A 19,321-nucleotide genomic window follows, 5' to 3' on the forward strand; every position below is an offset into this window, starting at 1 on the left:
TTTAACCATTAAAAAAATGTGCTATAGGTTTTTCTTATAGTAGTGTTTTTAGATCAATTTAGGGCTATTTATCAACTCTATTGTCGTCGAAGGAGGCAGGTAGTAATTTGGGAATTAATTTAATGAATATCGGTAACAGAACTGCCCCTCCCGGAAGTATAAAAATTGCCAAAGAGGGAATACTTTTAAAAATATCCACTAGATGATTCTGTACTTTTTTCTTCTCCTCCGGGCTAAGATCCTTTACTGTGGATTTAGATAACAGGGAGACCAACTCCTTACTTTCCGATAGTTCTTTTTGCAACCGTTTACTGTTTCTGAGGATCAATTTCTTTACAATTTTAGACATACTATCGTAAAATTGTACTGCCAAATTATGGTCTTTTAAATGGGGTATTTTGTCCACATTTAAATTAAAAAATCCCGTAACATGCTGCAGCGAATTTGCAATTTGATTTTGGTCAAAACCAAGGTCTTTTCCAATGCCAAAGATGAACTCGGATTCTGTATAATCCAACGACTGATCTTCCCAAACCGTGAGGCAGGCAACATCCAGAAAATACCTATTTTCCGAAGAGGAATATATGTTGATCAAATCATTCCTATAAGAGCCATCAAAATTTTGTTTCTCACTCTCAATAAAGGTCAGTGAGGAGGCAAAAAGTTGCGCAAGCTTCTCGTCATTTTTGTTTTTCTCTTTCGAGTTTAAGGTATGATATGTGATATTTATAGTGATATGCTCCAAGCGTTGTGCATATTCTTTTATTGAATTTTCACCTTCAAGATACCTTTTAAAACTAAGGACATCTATAAACAGCAAGGAATTGGTGATGATGTTATTGAATGTCTTGCTTATTACATTGTCCTCTAAGTAAATTCTGGAGTTTAAAAGGTTTTCAAGCTTAGAAGAAGTTTTCTTTCCGGTAAGAAATTTGTTCAAAAATGAAATTCTGTTAATCCCCAAATCTTTATAAAACTTAAAGATATAGCCTAGGAAAGCTTCGAAATTTGGTTCGTTGTTTTTAAGCTTATAAGTATAATAAAGTGCAGTTATTAAATTGATCTTGGCTTTTTCATCCTCGGACAAGGGAACCTCCCTAATTATAAATGGAGGTATTTCCAGATTAATCCCATAGACAAATCCGGTACTCTTCAGTAGAGCATACAATTCTTCAAAGGAGTTAAAATAGTCGTTGTTGTCCTTTACCAGATACCCAAACTTATCGATCCAACCAGTGGCAGAAGGATTCATATATCCAAATTTTAGTGGGTAAAATTAAATTAAAATATGGGACTTCATTCTTATTGCAACCGTTTTTTCGGTAAAAGGCATTTTTAGATATTAACATATTATTAACATATTATTAACATATAAAACCAAACCCTGATATTTTAAGTTCCGTAGGTAAGGGTGATTTTAATCTAAAAATTATCGAAATTATGAAAAAGACAAAATTATTATTAGGGCTTGGCTTCCTTGCAGCGGCAGGAGTTATTTTGATTGCGGCGGATCACATTGACGCTCCTTCTTCTATGGGAACTACGGCGGATATCGCCGACTTTTACGGATTTGAGCCTTCCGAGGGGTCGGATAACACCGTTTTTGTAGTGGATCTTCAAACCAACGTAGTGCCAGACCTGGCCTATGGAAGCTTCGATGAGACAATTTTAACAGAAATCAATATTGATACTGATGGCGATTTGGTGGAGGATTTGGTTATTCAGGCCATACCTAGAGAGGGTAGAATGTATTTCTTTGGCCCGGTAGCACCTTTAAAAACAGGATTGGATAGCGAGGTTTTGATCGACTCTCCCTTGGGGAGTGTTGAAATTTCTGGATCTACAGCCATTAAGGCAACAACAGCGAATGGTACAACACTATTTGCTGGGCCTAGACAGGATTCGTTCTTCTTCGATTTCTTTCAATTCAACGCAGTAATCGGTGAGATGGCCCCAGGAGGGTTTAAAACAGCCGAGGAGGCCGTGGATACCTTCGAAGGTAAAAATACCATGTCTATCGTGGTAGAGGTGCCAAACTCCTTATTGGGAGCGCCTACAGGCCAGAATGCATTGGGGTTGGTGGTTTATAAGACTTGGGTTACAACAAACAAAAAACAATAATATTTAACTACTTAAAAGTATAATTATGAAACTAAATACAATTAAATATGCGTTACTGTCAATCTTAGGATTGGCTATATTGACCGCTTGTAATAACGATGATGACATGATGGATCCAATAGCAATGGCCATTTGTGATGATGGAATTATGAATGGAACTGAAACTGGAGTTGATTGCGGTGGTTCTTGTGAACCTTGTATAATGGCCTTGGATTTCTCTGGGAGTTTTACCCAAGTAGATCACATGGGAAGACCTGGAATAAATACGGTTTTAGGTTATGATATGGAAGGACAACCAAGTGTTAAGGATGCACAAAATAGAACTATCCCTTCGGAAATGGGAGCCACTTTCCAAGCTGGTTACGAAGCTAGATTGGAGCAATACTATGACGTATATGCCAATTTGTTGGGTATTGACCCAGAGGCCCTTAATTATGAGAATAATATTTTGGGACTGGATGCAGCCACTTTGACCGGTTATTTGGCATCTGATGTATTGGAGATTTCTCCAAACTTGCCTACTACTTATTTTAACCCAGGTACAGATTTCGATAATGATGGAAGAATTTTAGTTCCGGATGGGGATGAAGTAGCACTTACTGGTAGAACATTGACAGATGATGTCATAGATGTTTCTTTGATACTACTATTTGGAGGAACAGAAGGAGATCGTTTTGACGGTTCTGATAAGGATATGGACGGTAATCCTGATACCCCAAGATTAACTTCGGACGGAGTTTCTTTAACGGCAACCGTCTCCGCAAGTTTTCCATACGTGGGAAATCCGGAGTAGGTATTGATATATGAAATGAGCCATGATAATTTTTGGCGACTCTGTATAATTACGTGGGCGAAATGTTTTATGGCCAATTACACACCTCTGTCCGCCCGTTCCGGTACGGACGGGAATGAAGAAGTCGGGCAGGTCTAACAGAAAAATAAACAATAAAATTTAAGCAGATGAAAAGGAAGATGGGGGAGGATGGTAATAGTTCTCCCTTATTTTATGATCACCACTTAATCAACACTAAAATCTTTAATAATGAGATATTTACTTTTTATGATGGCCTTAGTTGTAATGGTTTCCTGCACACAGGAATCTTACAAGCAAATTACGGATGCTGAAGACTATAATGTCTTTCTAGGTTCCGTGGAATCTAAGAAAACGTCAAAATATTTTGAGCTTTGGAATTCCAAGATTCAGCCAGATAGCATGCAGCTAATGAGTTTTGGTATTGTTGCAGGTGAGTACAACCGGTATTTTCAAGAAACGGGAGATATAAAGCAACTTAAAATGGCAGAAAAGGCCCTTAATAAGGCAGTTGAAATTGCGGCTATTGGTAAATCAGGGTACTATAGGGCTTTGGCCCGTAACTATATTTCCCAGCACAGATTTAAGGAAGCTTTGGAATTGGCCAATTCCTCCAGGGCCATGGGCAGTGGAGTTGAGGAATCCCAAAAATTACTTTTCGATATTCACATGGAAATAGGTAGTTACGAAAAGGCCAAACATTATTTGGATAGTATTAAAAATATGTCCGATTTTGATTATTTGATACGGTTGGCCAAATGGAATGATCATAAAGGGGATTTGGAAACGGCCATCCGTTTTATGGAAAAGGCAAAGGAAAGGGCAGAATCTTCCAAGAATTCCTCTTTGATGTTGTGGTCCTATACCAATTTAGCGGATTATTATGGTCATGCCGGAAGAATTCAGGATTCTTATGAGCATTATTTGATGTCACTGAGATTGGATCCACAAAATGCCTATGCCAAGAAAGGAATTGCATGGATAGTATTTTCATATGAAAAAAATGCAAAGGAAGCATTGCGAATATTGGATTCGGTTACCAAAAATTATCTGTCACCTGATTATTACCTATTGAAGGCCGAGATAGCGGAGTATATGGGCAATAGGGCAGAAATGACAAATAATCTGGATAATTATGCCATAGAAGTGGCGAACCCGGACTATGGGGCTATGTACAATGTTTACAATGTTGGCATGTATTTGGAGCTAACAGGGCAGTACAATAAAGCTTTGAAGATAGCGGAAGTTGAAGTTAATAGCAGACCAACGCCAGGATCCTACGACCTTTTGGCCTATAGTTATTTTAAACTTGGGGAAAAGGATAAGGCCTTGGAGATTGTTGAACAACATATTGAAGGTAAAACCTTTGAGCCGGGAATACTTTTTAGAACAGCAGAGATTTATAAGGCACAAGGAGAATATACAAAGGTGAAGGAATTAAAGAATGAATTATTGGGGGCAACCTATGAGCTTGGGCCATCTATGGAGAGCAAAATCATGAATCTCTGATTAAGGGAAATTTGGTTGAACTGGCCACATTATTTAAAACGAAAGGTCAGATAAAGGTAATGTGTTTAGTGGTTTTTTAGGTGCGAACACCATGGCAAATATTGTTGTGGTGTTCTTTTTATTTGATGAGTAGGATAAGTATCCCCAACAGGGCCGCGACGATAGAAATAAAAATAAAGGTTTTACTTGTACGATCTTTTAGGGCCTTATTTTTAATTCTTTCCTTGATTTTCTTTAATTCAATTTCGGAGATTTTCTTAAACGTAAGTTTTGTTGGGAAAGGCTCGGAATCCGAATAAATATTATCACGATTATTTTCCTTAAACCGGGCCCGATTGGACGGTTTTAAAGAGCGATTCTGATTCACTCTATTGTTCATGTCCTGAATGCTTCCGCTCATCTTAAATTTTTTGGGCTATTTTTAATGTACATTAAAAATAGCCCAAAAAATCTAGTCTGCAATATCGCAATAAAACCGGTTATTGTTTTTCCCATTCCGTATGGAATATACCTTCCATATCGGTCCTCTCATAGGTGTGCGATCCAAAGTGGTCACGCTGTGCCTGAATAAGGTTTAACGGCAATCTTCCAGAGGTATAAGCATCAAAATAGGTCAATGAATTGGAAAGACCCGGCAAAGGAATACCATTTTTGGCACCATAGGCCACTAAGTTTCTTGCTGCTGCAACCGTGGATTGTACCTTGGGAACAAATTGTGGGGATAATAGGAGGTTAGGTAATTGTTTGTCATTGGTAAATGCCGTGGAAATATCTTCCAACAATCCGGCACGGATAATACAACCTGCTCTCCAAATTTTTGCGATTACCGAAAGGTCTAGGTCATAGCCGTATTCTTCTGAGGCATCTGCCAATTGATGAAGTCCTTGTGCATAAGTTGTTATAAAGGCAAAGTAAAGTGCTTCTTCTGCCCATTTAGCCATTTCCTTTTTGTCCATTATTGCCGGCTCTGGCCTGTTGTATAGCTTATCTGCTAAAACCCGTTCTTCTTTTAAGGCAGAAATTTCCCTCATGCTTACTGCTATATCTATACTGGGAATAGGTATTCCCAGGTCCATGGCGTTTTGTGAAGTCCATTTGCCGGTGCCCTTTTGTTTGGCCTTGTCCAATATTTTGTCGACCAATCTGCCATCACCCTTATCATCTTCCTGTTTGAAAATCTCAGCGGATATTTCTATTAAAAAGGACTGTAGTCGGCCTTTATTCCAGGAATCGAAAGTGGCATGCAGTTCATCATTATTGTATTTTCCTGCTTTTTTTAGAAGATCGTATATTTCGGAGGTAAGTTGCATTAGGCCATACTCAATTCCGTTATGTACCATTTTTACATAGTTACCGGCAGATTTTGGACCCAAATATGCAACACAGGGCTCTCCTTTAAATTTAGCGGAAACAGCTTCAAAAATAGGCTGAACTTCCTTATAGGCTTCCTTGTTTCCACCTGGCATTATACTGGGACCGCGCCTTGCCCCTTTTGCTCCCCCGGAAACACCGGAACCAAAAAAGTGGATTCCCTTGGCCTGTAGATAAGTTTCCCTACGATCCGTATCGGTAAAAAAGGAATTACCTCCATCAATAATAAGGTCGTTCTTGTCCAAATGTGGTAATAAACTCTCTATTACGGAATCCACAATTCTCCCGGCAGGTACCAAAAGCATAATCTTTCTGGGCTGTGCCAGGGATTTTACAAAATATTGAATATCTGTAGAGGCGTTTACTCTTTTGGTATCTTGTCCTTCTTCAATTAATGCATTTACTTTTTCATCATCAAGATCGTATCCCATGGCCGAAAAGTTGTTGTCCGCAACGTTCAATATAAAGTTACGTCCCATTACACCTAGGCCAATCAATCCAAAATCGTATTTGTTTTCCATGTTTTTTTCTTAAAGTTATTTAACAAAATAAAGGGGCTTTTGTTAAGTGTCCTTGTTTATAAATGAATAAGCTAAATTAGTTTTATCTTCGCACGATAATTCAAAAATCAAAAATAATCAATTAAACGGTTTTTAGAACCAAAGTTTTAAATTCCCAACAAATTGAACAAAACTTCCAATAAATATAATATGAACAAAACAGCAAATCAGATGCTTGTTATTTTCGGGGCATCAGGAGATTTAACTGCTAGAAAGCTGGTACCGGCTTTATTTAATTTGTACAAGGCAAAACAGCTTCCTGAGAATTTCGTGGTATTGGGGGTGAGCAGAAGTAATATGACCGATGGGGAGTTTCGGCGAAAGGTGGTTTTGGAAAGCACCTACCTTAAGGAAAAGGTAAAAGATGCCTCTTCGGATTTTATTAATACCCTTGCCGACAAGTTTTTTTATGAGGATCTGGGCGAGGATTATAATAAGGAATACAGTAAGTTGGCCACCAGGATATCCGATTTAAACAATAAATTCAGTACTGGTGAAAACTATATCTTTTATCTTTCAACCCCTCCAAGTCTATACGAGGTTATTGCAAAAAACCTCTCCCAACAAGGTTTAAATAATGAAAACAACGGCTGGAAGAGAATCATTGTAGAGAAGCCATTTGGTTACAGTTTGGAAACGGCCAAAAAACTTAATATTGGTCTTCAAACCTATTTTAATGAATCACAGATTTATAGAATAGATCATTATCTGGGTAAGGAAACCGTCCAGAATTTATTGGTCACACGTTTTTCCAATAGTATTTTTGAACCACTTTGGAATAGGAATTACATACACCATATAGAAATTACCAATGCGGAAAGCGTTGGTGTGGAAAAAAGGGGAGGCTATTACGACAAATCCGGTGCTCTGCGGGATATGTTTCAAAACCATTTAATGCAGATAGTCTCATTAATTGTAATGGAGCCACCCATTGATGCAAGCGCCCAGGAAATAAGGAATGAAAAAGTCAAGGCCTTAAAGTCATTGCGAATTATGCGCGATGAGAAAACCTTATACAGTAATACCGTAAGGGGGCAATATCTTTCTTCTGTTATAGACGGTAAAAAGGTAAAAGGCTATAGGGAAGAAGAAGGTGTGGATCCCAATTCAAAAACTGAGACCTATGCGGCAATCAAATTCTTCGTGGATAATTGGAGGTGGAAAGATGTTCCCTTCTATGTACGTACTGCCAAAAGAATGCCAACCAAAGTAACCGAAGTGGTCATACATTTTAAATCGCCACATCACCAAGTGTTTAAAAATTCTGACATGAACAACAAGGATAACCAGTTGATCATCAGGATTCAGCCAGATGAGGGCATTCTTATTAAATTTGGAGTAAAAGTGCCTGGTCAGGGCTTTACCGTGGAACGGGCCAATCTGGATTTTTATTATTCCAATTTGGCCGATAACAATGTAATGGACGCCTACGAACGATTATTGTTGGATGCCATGCAAGGAGATGCCACGCTTTATGCCAGGGCAGATGAAGTGGAAGCGGCATGGGAATTTGTTGATCCCATATTGGATTATTGGAAAAATGGCACGGATGTTAATATCTACGGATATTCTTCAGGGGTTTGGGGTCCAACAAATTCCGACCACCTATTGGAAGGAGACTTGAAATGGAGAAATCCCGGTGAAAACTTGGCCGATGATCCTGGTTTCTGTGTTATTCGCTAATAATTAATTCATAAAACAGTAATAGATGCAAATAAATATATCCCCTACCAAATTGGAGGTTGCCCAAATCTTTTCTGAATATTTGGAAGAACAAATAAAGAGTAACAAAACTACCCATATTGCCTTGTCCGGAGGTAGTACGCCCAAGGTGGTATTTGATTATATGGCGGAATACTATAAAGACGTGGATTGGTCTACGGTTCATTTGTATTGGGGAGATGAACGTTGTGTTCCTCCTACCGATTCTGAAAGTAATTACAAAATGACGGTAGAGCATTTATTGTCCAAAATCAATATTCCAAAAGATAATGTTCACCGTGTTCATGGGGAAGACTTACCAGAGTTGGAAGCTGAAAGATACGGCAAGGTCTTGGAAGGGGAATTGCCAATAGTGAACAACATACCTCAATTTGATATTGTTATCCTTGGTATGGGTGATGACGGACATACAGCATCTATTTTTCCACATGAAATAGACCTCTGGGATTCTAAAAATACTTGTGAGGTGGCCGTTCATCCAGATTCGGGACAAAGAAGAATTACCATAACCGGAAAACTGATCAATAATGCCAAGACGGTGGCGTTTTTGGTAACTGGGAATAGTAAGGCCGAAAAAGTGAGGACCATAATTACGAAGGAAGAAGGTCATGACAGTTATCCAGCTTCCTTAGTAATGCCTACCTCTGGTGATTTAATTTGGTTTTTGGACGAGGAGGCCGCTGCTCAAATCAATTAAGCGGGATTCAGATTGATTTGGACATTTTCGTTGTCCAAATCCTTCAAATGGTCATTTATTTTAAATTGGGACGATTCAAAAAGACTGCTTCTTGACATTGCCTGTTTTTTTCTTTGAATGCTACGGGTAAATCTGCGTACTCCTTGCTCATCCTCAATAATAAGTCCGGGTACCGGAGTACTTCGTCCCTCGGCATCTTTGGCTACCATTGTGAAATAGGAGGAATTGCAATGTTTCTTTTTACCTGTGGTAATATTTTCGGATTCTACCCGGACACCAATGACCATGGATGTTCGTCCCGTATAATTAATGGAGGCCTTTAAGGTGATCAATTCCCCAACTTCAATAGGGTTCAAAAAATCGACCTTGTTCACAGAAGCCGTAACACAATATTTTCTGGAATGCTTTGAAGCGCAGGCAAAAGCTATTTGGTCCATTAAATTTAATATATGGCCGCCGTGTACCTTACCTCCAAAATTGGAATGTGAGGGTAGCATTAATTCGGTTATGGATAATCTGGATTGTTTGGCTGTTTTAAATTTGTCCATCGTTTCTAATTTAAGTGTGGAGAGTTTTCCTTTTCAACGGCAGTGATAAAATATTTGGTATCACCTAACCAAAAAAAGGTGCGGTAACGTTCTATATAGGTGACTTTTACATAAGATCCCTGATATTCCTTTAACTTGGCTATAACATCGTCCTTTAAGACGGAAAAGGAAAATATCTGTGCACCGGATATTCCTTGACTTATCTCACCTTCCCATGTTTTTATAAGTATTCCTTTATGACTTATTTTTATAAGTTCCCCTGAGCGGATACCTTCGCTATAGGGGACAAAATATACAAATAAAAAATAGGCGGTCATAATTAGGACCAGGCCAAGTAGGGTTAATCCGAGTATTTTTTTCATACTATTCGTTTAAGTTATCTATAGTAAGGTCAAAGGTTCTTCATTCTCCTCATCATCATCCTGAGCTCTTTTAAGTATGGTTTCGGGAATGGACTTTTTCGCCTTGGCACCCATTTTCTTTAATTTCTCTATGCTAGTGATTATATTTCCCCTGCCATCAACCAATTTGTTCATGGCTCCTTTGTATTCGGACTTTGCCTCGTCCATCTTTTTGCCCACTTTCATTAAGTCCCCGACAAAGCCCTCAAATTTATCGTATAATGCGCCGGCCTGCCTTGCAATTTCAATGGCATTTCGTTGTTGTTTTTCATTGTTCCACATAGTGTCTATGGTACGTAAGGTAGCCAGCAGGGTGGAAGGGGTTACGATAATTATATTCTGTTCAAATGCCTTGTTGTACAGAGAGTTGTCATTGTTTATTGCAATTGCAAATGCAGGTTCTATTGGTACGAACATGAGCACAAAGTCTGGACTCTCCATTTCATAAAGGTCTTCATATTTTTTGGCGGAAAGCTGGTCTACATGCCTTCTTAAAGAATTAATATGGTCTTTAAGAAATTTTTCCTTTAACTCATCCTCTGCATTCACGTATCTTTCGTAATCCGTAAGGGAAACCTTGGAATCCACGATCATCTTTTTTCCATCCGGCAAATGGATGATCACATCGGGCAAAACACGGCTGCCATCCTCTAAGGTAAAACTTTGCTGCACCGTATATTCCCGATCTTTTTCCAAGCCCGACTTCTCAAGCACACGTTCCAATACCAGTTCCCCCCAATTCCCTTGCATTTTACTATCGCCTTTTAGGGCCTTGGTCAGGTTTTCGGCTTCCTGCGTTATTTTTAGATTTTGCGTCTGTAAATTGGCCAATTGTTCCTTAAGGGCGGAATGCATACCCACACTTTCTTTCTGACTGTCGTCTACCTTTTTTTCAAAAAGAATTATTTTTTCTTGTAATGGGGTCAATATATTTTTAATGTTCTCCCTGTTCTGTTCTGTAAATTTGGTACTTTTTTCGTCTAAAATTTTATTAGCCAAATTTTCGAACTCCTTGGTAAATTTTTCTTGTAGTTTTTCTACTTCCCCCTTTTGCTCCCGATTCTTTAGATCCAAATTTTCCATTTCTGCCTGATATCGGACTATTCTATTGCCCAATTGTTCTTTTTCAGATTGCAATTGGGTTTTGTGCTCTTCGGCATCAATAAGCCGCTGTTCCAAAGTGGTGAGGTTCGTTCTCAATTGCTGTTCGCGTTCCATAAGGGCACTTTGACTGGATTTTGTTTTTAGATTTTGGATGTAATTCCCTAAGAAATAGCCGACTGACAAACCAACTAGGACAAGGATTACATATACAAGCAATTCATTCATGTAATTAAGGTTCTTTGCAGTAAAGATAGTGGATTGTGTTAAAAAAAAGTGGGATTGATTTTCATTACTTATTAACTCTAAAAGAACCCGTTTGGGAATCGAAAGTAATGGTGTTCGAAGGGAACAAATTTTCAAAACTTTTCTTTTCTATCAATTCACATGGCGATCCAAATGTGCTCCGGTTGCTTTCCAATATTAAAATTTTATCGCACAACTGAATCGCAATTTCAATTTCGTGGGTGGTAAAAAGAATCGTCTTATTGGTTTTGTGGGCAATGGATTTTAGTAATTTCAAAATCTGCACCTTATGGTATAGATCCAAATGTGTAGTTGGTTCGTCCAGTAATATTAGTTGGGTGTCCTGTGCCAAGGCCCTGGCGATCATAACGCGCTGTAATTGGCCATCGCTTAGTTCATAGCATTTTTTAGACTTTAACTCCTCAATCTGAAGCATCTCCATTGCTAGGGAAATCTTTTCCTTATCTTCTTGGGTAAGGGTTCCTATCCAATTGGTATATGGCTGCCGCCCTAAACTGATCAGTTCCAGCACCGTTAAATTTTTGGAGGCGATGGGTTCTGTTAGTACTACACTAATTTCTGATGCCAGCTCCTGGATGGAGTGATGTTCCAAGGGAATATTGTTGAGGGTTATGTTGCCGGATAATTTTGGCTGCACGTTACCAAGTGTACGTAATAATGTAGATTTTCCAACCCCATTAATACCTACTATGGCGGCTACTTCCCCCTTAAACAAGGAGAAATTAATATCCTGGGCAATGCAGGTCTGTTGCTTTTTGGTAGCATAACCTATACTTAGGTTTTCTATTGTTAGGGCGATATGAGGCGTGCTAGTTTCTATTTTAAGATGATTTAGTGGTAGCTAAGTTATTGGTTTTTGCGTTTTTGTTGATTGTTTTAACCAGGTATTCGATTGTTGTTGTCTTAATTTTTGGTATTAATCAGAAGATCATTTTTCTTTTCCGTATTAGCAACCAAATTACAACCGGCGCTCCAATGATGGAGGTTATGGCGTTGATGGGCAAAACATTGGCCGAATTTGGCATTTGGGCAATGGTATCGCAAATTAACATTAAAATGGCACCATAAATTAATACGGCGGGAACTAAAACTTTATGATCGGTGGTATTAAAAATTTGTCGCGTTAAATGGGGTACGGCCAAGCCTATAAAGGCAATTGGTCCGGCGAAAGCGGTTACCCCACCAGCCAATAACCCAGTAGCGATTATTATGGTATACCTGGATCGCTTCATGTTTACGCCCAAACTCTTGGCGTAACTTTCCCCCAATAGCAGTGCGTTTAACGATTTTATAGAAAAAATACTCATTATGATTCCAATCGCTATTATGGTCAATAACAAGAGTAATTGGTTCCAAGATAAATTACCTATACTACCAAAAGACCAATAGATATATTGCTGTAGTTTTTCGGCCGTGGAGAAATACGATAGCACACTTACCACCGCAGTGGTAATGCTACCGAACATAAGCCCTATGATAAGCAGGGCCATAGTATCCTTTACCTTGGATGCAACTACCATAACGGCCAATAGTACTAGGAAACTGCCGATACTTGCTGCCAAGGCCAGGGAAATATCATTTACCATGGTAAAGGCAAAAAATCCAGAGAAAATGGAAGATCCCAAAATCAATAGGGCGGCCCCTAAACTTGCGCCAGAGCTGATGCCTAGGACAAAAGGCCCTGCCAATGGATTTCTGAACAAGGTCTGCATTAATAAGCCGCTCAATGCCAATCCACTACCTACAAGTATGGCGGTAAAAGCCTTGGGAATCCTATAGTTCCATATGATGTAGCTCCATGAATCCACTTCTGTAGATTTGCCCATTACCGCATTCAGTGTTTCCTCTAAGGGAATGGAGACTGAGCCTAAGCTGATATTCACCAGAAAGCAAACCGTTAATACCAGTAACAGAAGTAAAAAATAGGCCCTATATGTTATTGATTTCTGCACTTAGTCCAAGGGTTTAAAAAAGGTGGGCGTATAATGGGGCAGCAGTTCTGGGTGAAAGATATAGATAAGATCTTTTAGGACCAAATCCGGTCTGTTGGGGGCCAGCTCAAAATAAAGTAACCCTCCTGTTTCTCCTTTGGAGTTGGCATAAGTATACACCTTATTGTTTCTGAAAGCCGCAAATTGGGCATAATGTCGGTTGGCCTCTTTTAATTCCGAATAATCGCCAAATTGTGATGGAGAGACCCAAAAATCTGCATCCTTTGCCCGTTCAATAACACTTTCCAAACTAAGGGAAAGACTTCCATTGGAGGCATTGTTGTTCCACAGATAATCTGCATTGGCATCTTCTATAAACCTGGATGCCCAGCTCTTACCGCCTGGCAAGTACCAGATATCTTTATAAAGAGCTCCACTTAGTACAGTAGGCCTGGTTTTTGCTTTTTTAGCAAGGATCTTTGCACTATTATAGCTGTCTTCAATGGCGTGGAATATGCTGTCTGCCTTTTTTTCCTTTTGAAAAAATGGTGCGAAAAATTTTATCCATTCGGCTTTGCCCAAAGGTGTCTCTTCGGTCCAATCTCCATTATAAACAACCGGAATATTGGACCTTTGGATGGTCTCATAGGCCTTATTTTTATTATTAATGCTAAATCCAACAACGACTTCGGGATTTATGGCGATGACCATTTCTGAATTTAAAGCCTCGTTATTGCCCAGATCTTTAACCATTCCTTCGTTTATCCTTTTTCTTGTCTGGGGAGACGAAACGTATTCCGTATCTGGAAATCCTATCAATTTATCAGCTTCTCCCAAAGCTTCCAATGCAGGTATATGGGTGGTGGAGGTAACTACCATTTTTTCAACTGGAATACCTATTATGGCGTTATAGGCATCCTTGTCCAAGGTAATGCTGGCCAATTTTTCTTTGGGCACTAAAGCGTATGTAAAAGTAGCTTCCGATCCAGGCCAAGGAGAAGATACCTTTATTATCGTTATATCTGAGGAGGTGCTTTCAATAGTAAAACCCTGGGCATAGTCTATTTTGGTGCTTTGTGACAAGGCGCTAGGGGAAATAGGAGTTTTTTTAGGCTGTTTGCAAGACCAAAAGGATATAAATAGTAAAAAAAGGAATTTTTTGTTCAAGAGCTTTATGGTTTTATTAAAGTGTTCAAAAGTAGTATTAATTTCTTGAATCAAAATTTATCGAAGCCTAACAAAGGTCATAAATTATTGTAGGGATACTATTTATTTTTGGGCAAATCCAAACTTATGAGAGGAGATTCCAATACATTAATTTATATCGTTGCCGCTATCATAGTCTTGCATTTTATTGTTGGTTTTCTTTGGTTGGCCTATAAACTAAATAGAAAAAAGGACAGTGATACTTCCGAAAAAAAGTATTAGTTTCGCTGCGAATTTTGGTTTTTATTCTCTTAGTGTAAGAGGATAGGATTAAAAGGGAATTCGGTGAGATTCCGAAACTGTTCCCGCAACTGTGAGCTTAGTCCGTGTAAAATGGATGGCTATCATTTCTTCTAATACCACTGCCCTATATTTGAGGGTGGGAAGGTAAATGATAGTACGCAAGTCAGGAGACCTGCCATATTCATCACTAAATAGAATAGATCTTCGGGCAAAGGGTCTTCTTGAATATGGAAAAAAAGAAAATATTTTTATTTTTATTGGGACTTTTGGCCATTGCGCAGGTTTTTGGGCAAAGGGACGGCCTTATTGTTTTGGATGAGGTAGTTTTGAGTGATGCCAAACTTTTGCATTTCTCCAAGGGCACGAAAATAAGGGTTCTCAATGATTCCATCCAACAAAAAGGCGGGGCTTCCTTAACTGATTTACTGCGGTATAATTCCAGTATTTATTTTAAGGAAAATGGTTATGGAATGGTATCCTCTGCTTCTTTTCGAGGAACCAACGCCCAACAGACTGCGGTAGTTTGGAACGGGATAAACATAAATTCACAACTTACAGGCCAAACAGATTTTAATACTTTGATTCCTGGAAATTACGACAATGTAGTAATCAGGAGTGGGGGAGGTAGTGTGCAATATGGAAGTGGGGCCGTAGGGGGAGCCATTTTGTTGAACGATGATTTTAAGTTCAATGAAAGCTGGAAAAACAATTTTATCACAAGTTACGGAAGTTATAATACCAGTAAATTGGCCTTTAACACTTCACTGGGAAAAGAAAAAATATCGTTTCATTTTGGTATTAATCACCTTGCATCGGAAAACGATTATAAATATTTGGGAACGGATAGGAGAAATGAGAATGGAGCTTATGACCACATGAATTTAAATGCCAACGTTGGCTTTATTTTGTCCGAAACCCAAATATTAAAAGTGTACCACAATACCTTTATTGGAGATAGGGATTTTTCCGGGACATTGACGGCTCCCGCTGATGAAAATTATAAGGATATAAACCATAGGTCCCTGGTGGAGCTCGGAAGCTTTAATGAACGAAAGGTAGCCAGATTAAAGGTGGGGCATTTGTACGAACGTTATCGTTATTTTCCCAATAAGCAAAGAGAGGAGTTTAGTTTTGGGCAAGCCAATACCTTTCTTGCCAACTACGATTATAAATATCAATTAAACAAGATTACCTTAAATGGAATAATCGATTTTTCTTCGATTAGGGCCAAAGGGACCTCTATAGAAAACGCCGATAGAAATTTTATGGCAGGTACTTTTATGTTTTCACATGAACTTTCCGACAGATTAAATTATGGAGTAAACCTTAGAAAGGAAGCAGTCAGTGATTTTGATAGTCCTTTTCTTTTTTCGTTGAACAGTAGTTATGAAGTAGCCAAAAACTACACTTTAGATATTAGTGCGTCTAAAAACCATAGAGTTCCGACCTTTAATGACCTTTATTGGAAAGGAGCCGGGGCCAGTGGTAATTTGGAGGTCATGCCCGAAAGCTCTTGGCAGTTGGAATTAGGCCAATCCCTAAAAGGAAATAATTATGCCTTGTCGGCAAATGTATACACCATTACAACCGATAATTTGATCCAGTGGCGACCCAATGATCAGGGCATTTGGATGGCAATGAATGTTCAGGATGTTTCCCAATACGGATTTGAACTCGGTTTTGATTGGAAAAAGAAATGGGAGAATCAAAATGTGGCTTGGGAAAGTGAATATAGCTATACCAGATCAACAGATAACACCACCAATAATCAATTGCTATATGTCCCTGAGCATTTGATAAGGTCAAATTTGGCCTATCAATATAAGAAGCTTGTGGCCTTTTATCAACACCTTTATAACGGTTCGGTTTACACCACTACAGATAACAGTGATAGTTTGGCAGGTTATGTAGTAGCCAATATGGGGTTGGATTATCATTTTCCGAAAATAGCCAAGATCAACTTTATTTTTGGTCTAAAAGTGAACAACATATTTAATAAAAATTATCAGAACGTGGCATACCGACCTATGCCCAATAGAAATTTTCAACTACAATTAATTACTAAATTTTAAATCAGCTTAAACAAATGAAGATTAGAAATGTATTTTTATCCCTATTGATTATCGGCCTTTCATGGTCATGTACCAATGATGATGACGAGAATGAAGAACCTTTGGGTGATTACGAAAATGGAATATTGGTTTCCAACGAAGGTCCCTTTAGCAATGGCTCGGGAACAGTCTCTTTTATTTCGGACGATCTATCGGTGGTAGAGAATGGAATTTTTAAAAAGACGAATGATGAAGACCTTGGCAACATTGTACAGTCAATCGGCTTCACGGATGACGAAGCCTTTGTTATAGCCAATGTATCCAATAAGATAAATGTTGTAAACAGGTATACATTTGAAAAAATAGCTAGTATTACGGAAGGACTAAACAATCCGAGGTATTTTATAGCGGCAAACGGTAAGGGCTATGTCACCAATTGGGGAGACACCGCAGATGATTCGGATGATTTTGTTGCGATAATAAATCTGCAAAATTATACCGTAGAGGGAACCATATCCGTAGTATTGGGACCTGAAGCCATTTTGGCAAAGGACAATACGGTTTATGTAGCCCATCAAGGAGCTTGGGGACAAAATAATAAGGTTTCGGTTATCAATACCACTTCCAATGAGGTGGAAAAAACGCTTACAGTAGGGGATGTGCCCAATTCTATGCAATTGGATGGTTCTGGAAACCTTTGGGTATTAGCATCTGGAAAACCATCGTACACCGACGATGAAACCGCTGGAGTACTTTCCAAGATCAACACGGCCACTAATGTAGTGGATACCAATTTCCAATTTGAAACTACCCAGCATCCGGGGGGATTAAACTTAGACGGAGGAGAATTATATTATAAATTAGGTGATAAGGTATATAAACAAAATATGTCCGCCACTAGCTTAAATCTGGATGTAGCATTGGAAGGCGTCAGTTTTTATACTATGGTGGTAGACCAGGGAAGGTTATACGGTACTGATGCCGGCGATTATGCAAGTAATGGAACACTTACCGTTTATGACCTAAATACTAAATTGGCAATAGAAACCTTAACAGTGGGAATTATTCCTGGTGGGATTTACTTCAATTAGGTATTATATCTTTGAACTAGGCCACTTGATCGGTATTAAGAATAAAAAAAAGCCTAGGTAATTGCAACCTATAAAAACTGTTACCCCACTTTTACTTGGTCTCTACCATGTAAAAGAGGGGTTTCTTTTTTGGAATTGAACATTTTTTCTGTTCAATAGTATTTTTTAGAATTTGTAAGCCTTATTGAAATGGAATATCAACAGGTTTGTCCAAATACATGTTGTCTTTTAGGACGGTAAACATTTTGGAGTTGGAAACTTCATTTACCGGCATTTTTACCGTAAAGTCCCTCTTCGCACTTACACCGGTAATTTCCTGGATAGCCCTGGCAAATAAGGGTTCGTTTATGTCCCCAAGGATTCCTAGGTCGGAAAGGTCTTCCTTTAGAACTACATCAGGTGCTAGGCCGGAAGTGTAGTCCGAAAAACCAGCGGAATTCTCATTTCTACCCATGAGCGGCTGCATGGCCCACAAATTGCCAGGATTTATTTTATTCTCCCTACCTGCCCTGTAAATGTAATCGTTGTCTATATCATCTACCATAGTTACCGAAAATTCATTCTTTCCCCTCGTAGTTTCACCAATATGAACAACATTTAAATAAGGGGCCAATCCGTTCATGACCAATTCACTGGCGGAGGCGGAGCTGCCGGTTGCAAGAACATATACGGTATTAAGGTTTAGGCTGTTCAAGTTTGTACCTTTATCTGTTTTATTGGCAAAATAATCTTCCAGTTGTTCTTTTTTAAGGAGCCCCTGTATTTTATCGTTCCATCTTTGCCTAACATATAGTTCATCTGTATTGGTGCCGTATACCATACTGGCCAATAATCTGGAACTGTTTACGGAGCCGCCCGGGTTATAACGTAGGTCAACTACCAATTCTGTAGCCCCTTCCGTTTTAAATTGTCCGAAGGCAGTATTCAATTGTTCATTATACCCGCTAGTAAAACCGTTGTACATTAAGTAGGCAATTTTTGTCCCGTTGATCTCTACGGTCTTGGCCACCAATATGGGGTTTTCTTGCAATCCTTCTTCCTTGGTCAATGTTACTACCTTTTCATTATCCGTAACAACCGTGCCGGAAATATCTGCCATTCCAAGAGTATAGGTATCTGAATTTCCAAAAAGTAGACCAACATAATTGGCATCGGTAAGTTGGGTACCGTTTACCCGTGTAAATATTTCCCCTCTTGCAATATCTTTGGTGGAAGCATTGGAATTTGGAATTATGTATCGTACGTACCCAAAAAGATTGGTGCTACCCTCATTGCGCGCCAATCCATATTCCAATCCATTACTTTTTGTAACACCTTCCAAGGCATTTACCAAGGTTTTATAATCTTCTTCCACAAAGCTAAACCTGTCAATGGCAGTACTGCTGCCAACAACATTGGAGTGCTTGTAACAGGTTTGGTAGAAGAACTCCTCAGGATCGGGATAGGATTCCAAATAGGTAACATAATCCTCGTTGGTGGTAAATCTATTGTCTCCTAAATTGGGAGCATTTGCCTGCCAGAAATACCATTGGTTTAGGCCTTGCCACATAAAATTCTGCACAGTTGACTCCTTTGGATAGACGAATGCGTCATCATCCTTGTCCGAACATGAAAGAATTATGGTAATTAAAAGTAGGCCTAGGATTCTCTTCATAATGTAATTGTAATGTTAATAGTGTCGCACATTATAT

Annotated in this window: 18 protein-coding genes and 1 riboswitch; of the genes, 8 read left to right on the top strand and 10 right to left on the bottom strand. The window is 38.9% G+C overall.

The window, feature by feature from the left end; genetic code table 11:
• Positions 1-64: 64 nt before the first annotated feature.
• Entirely contained in the window at positions 65-1,252 is a 1,188-nt protein-coding gene (locus tag MWU78_RS15085) for an LETM1-related biofilm-associated protein (RefSeq protein WP_246999211.1), read from the bottom strand.
• 188 nt (positions 1,253-1,440) lie between these two features.
• Here MWU78_RS15085 and MWU78_RS15090 point away from each other — a divergent pair, with 188 nt between their 5' ends.
• The 3 genes from MWU78_RS15090 (at position 1,441) to MWU78_RS15100 (ending at position 4,441) form a co-directional block, all read left to right on the top strand.
• Positions 1,441-2,121 (top strand): DUF4331 family protein, encoded by a 681-nt coding sequence (locus tag MWU78_RS15090; RefSeq protein WP_246999213.1) that lies wholly within the window; start codon positions 1,441-1,443, stop codon positions 2,119-2,121.
• A 25-nt stretch (positions 2,122-2,146) separates the two neighbouring features.
• The gene (locus MWU78_RS15095; RefSeq protein ID WP_246999215.1) at positions 2,147-2,914 is read left to right on the top strand and encodes a DUF4331 family protein; all 768 of its coding nucleotides are present in this window, start codon (positions 2,147-2,149) and stop codon (positions 2,912-2,914) included.
• 249 nt (positions 2,915-3,163) lie between these two features.
• Positions 3,164-4,441, top strand: a complete 1,278-nt coding sequence (locus tag MWU78_RS15100; RefSeq protein ID WP_246999217.1) for a hypothetical protein — start codon at positions 3,164-3,166, stop codon at positions 4,439-4,441.
• A 118-nt stretch (positions 4,442-4,559) separates the two neighbouring features.
• Here the strand turns inward: MWU78_RS15100 and MWU78_RS15105 are convergent, their stop codons facing one another.
• Positions 4,560-4,841: a hypothetical protein gene (locus tag MWU78_RS15105; protein WP_246999219.1), complete on the bottom strand. Its 282-nt coding sequence runs from the start codon at positions 4,839-4,841 to the stop codon at positions 4,560-4,562.
• Positions 4,842-4,920: 79 nt separating this feature from the next.
• The gene (gene gndA / locus MWU78_RS15110) at positions 4,921-6,333 is read right to left on the bottom strand and encodes an NADP-dependent phosphogluconate dehydrogenase (RefSeq protein ID WP_246999220.1); all 1,413 of its coding nucleotides are present in this window, start codon (positions 6,331-6,333) and stop codon (positions 4,921-4,923) included.
• A 189-nt stretch (positions 6,334-6,522) separates the two neighbouring features.
• On the opposite strand from gndA, the gene zwf reads away from it, so the two are divergent.
• The gene (gene zwf, locus MWU78_RS15115) at positions 6,523-8,055 is read left to right on the top strand and encodes a glucose-6-phosphate dehydrogenase (protein ID WP_246999222.1); all 1,533 of its coding nucleotides are present in this window, start codon (positions 6,523-6,525) and stop codon (positions 8,053-8,055) included.
• A gap of 25 nt (positions 8,056-8,080) precedes the next feature.
• On the top strand, positions 8,081-8,791 hold the full coding sequence (gene pgl, locus MWU78_RS15120; protein WP_246999229.1) for a 6-phosphogluconolactonase: 711 nt from the start codon (positions 8,081-8,083) through the stop codon (positions 8,789-8,791).
• Here the strand turns inward: pgl and MWU78_RS15125 are convergent.
• The 6 genes from MWU78_RS15125 to MWU78_RS15150 all read right to left on the bottom strand — a co-directional run bounded on the left by MWU78_RS15125 (position 8,788) and on the right by MWU78_RS15150 (position 14,206).
• Entirely contained in the window at positions 8,788-9,339 is a 552-nt protein-coding gene (locus MWU78_RS15125) for an acyl-CoA thioesterase (protein ID WP_246999230.1), read from the bottom strand. The two genes, pgl and MWU78_RS15125, sit on opposite strands and share 4 nt — an antisense overlap.
• Before the next feature lie 5 nt (positions 9,340-9,344).
• A complete protein-coding gene (locus tag MWU78_RS15130) occupies positions 9,345-9,701 on the bottom strand; it encodes a 6-phosphogluconate dehydrogenase (protein WP_246999231.1) in 357 nt (118 codons plus the stop codon).
• A gap of 18 nt (positions 9,702-9,719) precedes the next feature.
• Complete coding sequence (rmuC, locus tag MWU78_RS15135) at positions 9,720-11,069, bottom strand: DNA recombination protein RmuC (RefSeq protein ID WP_246999232.1); 1,350 nt, start codon at positions 11,067-11,069, stop codon at positions 9,720-9,722.
• Between the two features lie 64 nt (positions 11,070-11,133).
• Positions 11,134-11,928 (bottom strand): ABC transporter ATP-binding protein, encoded by a 795-nt coding sequence (locus MWU78_RS15140; RefSeq protein WP_246999312.1) that lies wholly within the window; start codon positions 11,926-11,928, stop codon positions 11,134-11,136.
• Positions 11,929-12,028: 100 nt separating this feature from the next.
• Positions 12,029-13,060 (bottom strand): iron ABC transporter permease, encoded by a 1,032-nt coding sequence (locus tag MWU78_RS15145; RefSeq protein ID WP_246999233.1) that lies wholly within the window; start codon positions 13,058-13,060, stop codon positions 12,029-12,031.
• Positions 13,061-14,206, bottom strand: a complete 1,146-nt coding sequence (locus tag MWU78_RS15150; RefSeq protein ID WP_246999235.1) for an ABC transporter substrate-binding protein — start codon at positions 14,204-14,206, stop codon at positions 13,061-13,063.
• Positions 14,207-14,332: 126 nt separating this feature from the next.
• Between MWU78_RS15150 and MWU78_RS22445 the strand changes: the two genes are divergently transcribed.
• From MWU78_RS22445 to MWU78_RS15160, 3 genes are all read left to right on the top strand, one after another.
• Entirely contained in the window at positions 14,333-14,467 is a 135-nt protein-coding gene (locus tag MWU78_RS22445) for a hypothetical protein (protein WP_281503851.1), read from the top strand.
• Positions 14,466-14,683, top strand: a riboswitch (cobalamin riboswitch). It overlaps the preceding gene by 2 nt.
• 32 nt (positions 14,684-14,715) lie before the next feature.
• Entirely contained in the window at positions 14,716-16,560 is a 1,845-nt protein-coding gene (locus MWU78_RS15155) for a TonB-dependent receptor (RefSeq protein WP_246999237.1), read from the top strand.
• Positions 16,561-16,574: 14 nt separating this feature from the next.
• On the top strand, positions 16,575-17,630 hold the full coding sequence (locus tag MWU78_RS15160) for a DUF5074 domain-containing protein (protein ID WP_246999239.1): 1,056 nt from the start codon (positions 16,575-16,577) through the stop codon (positions 17,628-17,630).
• 181 nt (positions 17,631-17,811) lie between these two features.
• Here the strand turns inward: MWU78_RS15160 and MWU78_RS15165 are convergent, their stop codons facing one another.
• Positions 17,812-19,284 (bottom strand): S41 family peptidase, encoded by a 1,473-nt coding sequence (locus MWU78_RS15165; protein ID WP_246999241.1) that lies wholly within the window; start codon positions 19,282-19,284, stop codon positions 17,812-17,814.
• Positions 19,285-19,321: the final 37 nt, after the last annotated feature.

The organism is Arenibacter sp. F26102, assembly GCF_023015865.1.
In the GTDB taxonomy this organism is placed as follows: domain Bacteria; phylum Bacteroidota; class Bacteroidia; order Flavobacteriales; family Flavobacteriaceae; genus Arenibacter.

Bases quoted from the DNA above. Each gene is read 5' to 3' on its own strand.
- MWU78_RS15085 (WP_246999211.1), bottom strand. From the start codon at position 1,252: ATGAATCCTTCTGCCACTGGTTGGATCGATAAGTTTGGGTATCTGGTA.
- MWU78_RS15090 (WP_246999213.1), top strand. From the start codon at position 1,441: ATGAAAAAGACAAAATTATTATTAGGGCTTGGCTTCCTTGCAGCGGCA.
- MWU78_RS15095 (WP_246999215.1), top strand. From the start codon at position 2,147: ATGAAACTAAATACAATTAAATATGCGTTACTGTCAATCTTAGGATTG.
- MWU78_RS15100 (WP_246999217.1), top strand. From the start codon at position 3,164: ATGAGATATTTACTTTTTATGATGGCCTTAGTTGTAATGGTTTCCTGC.
- MWU78_RS15105 (WP_246999219.1), bottom strand. From the start codon at position 4,841: ATGAGCGGAAGCATTCAGGACATGAACAATAGAGTGAATCAGAATCGC.
- gndA (WP_246999220.1), bottom strand. From the start codon at position 6,333: ATGGAAAACAAATACGATTTTGGATTGATTGGCCTAGGTGTAATGGGA.
- zwf (WP_246999222.1), top strand. From the start codon at position 6,523: ATGAACAAAACAGCAAATCAGATGCTTGTTATTTTCGGGGCATCAGGA.
- pgl (WP_246999229.1), top strand. From the start codon at position 8,081: ATGCAAATAAATATATCCCCTACCAAATTGGAGGTTGCCCAAATCTTT.
- MWU78_RS15125 (WP_246999230.1), bottom strand. From the start codon at position 9,339: ATGGACAAATTTAAAACAGCCAAACAATCCAGATTATCCATAACCGAA.
- MWU78_RS15130 (WP_246999231.1), bottom strand. From the start codon at position 9,701: ATGAAAAAAATACTCGGATTAACCCTACTTGGCCTGGTCCTAATTATG.
- rmuC (WP_246999232.1), bottom strand. From the start codon at position 11,069: ATGAATGAATTGCTTGTATATGTAATCCTTGTCCTAGTTGGTTTGTCA.
- MWU78_RS22445 (WP_281503851.1), top strand. From the start codon at position 14,333: ATGAGAGGAGATTCCAATACATTAATTTATATCGTTGCCGCTATCATA.
- MWU78_RS15155 (WP_246999237.1), top strand. From the start codon at position 14,716: ATGGAAAAAAAGAAAATATTTTTATTTTTATTGGGACTTTTGGCCATT.
- MWU78_RS15160 (WP_246999239.1), top strand. From the start codon at position 16,575: ATGAAGATTAGAAATGTATTTTTATCCCTATTGATTATCGGCCTTTCA.
- MWU78_RS15165 (WP_246999241.1), bottom strand. From the start codon at position 19,284: ATGAAGAGAATCCTAGGCCTACTTTTAATTACCATAATTCTTTCATGT.